This is a genomic window from Catenulispora rubra (assembly GCF_015356825.1).
GTDB classification, from domain to species: Bacteria; Actinomycetota; Actinomycetes; order Streptomycetales; family Catenulisporaceae; genus Catenulispora; species Catenulispora rubra.
Genome location: NZ_JAACYW010000755.1, coordinates 1 through 438, shown reverse-complemented (window position 1 = coordinate 438; position 438 = coordinate 1). Strand labels below are relative to the sequence as shown.

1 pseudogene is annotated in these 438 nt (G+C 72.8%); it reads right to left on the bottom strand.

The window, feature by feature from the left end:
- Positions 1–438: pseudogene (locus tag GWK61_RS55290) on the bottom strand (peptidase S8); the annotation flags it as partial.

Genomic DNA, 438 nt, shown 5'->3' with positions numbered 1-438 from the left:
GCTGCCACGTCGGCGACCGTGCGGTTCGGGCAGTGCGCGTCGTGCTGCCAGGCCGGTTTCGGCACGTAGGCCGAGCAGCCGGAGCCCCCGCCCTTCCAGGTGCTCTCGTTCCACCCGCGCGTGGACGTGTCCTTGCTCAGGCTCGTTCCGCCGACGGCGATCACGGTGCTGAGCGAGGCGGGCCAGGCGCCCTGGATGAAGCCGTTGTCGCCGCTGGAGACGGTGACCGCGACGCCCGGGTGCTGGAACGCGGAGTTCCACGCCTGGTTCTCGCTGCCCTCGTCCCCGCCCCAGCTGTTGGACACCGCGACGGCGCCGGAGCCGGTGGCGGTCTGCTCGGCGGTCCCGAGCGAGGCCGTGTCGGAGCCGTCCGACTCGACCAGCAGGATGTGGCAGGCCGGGCACACGGCCGACACCATGCCCAGGTCGAGGGAGACC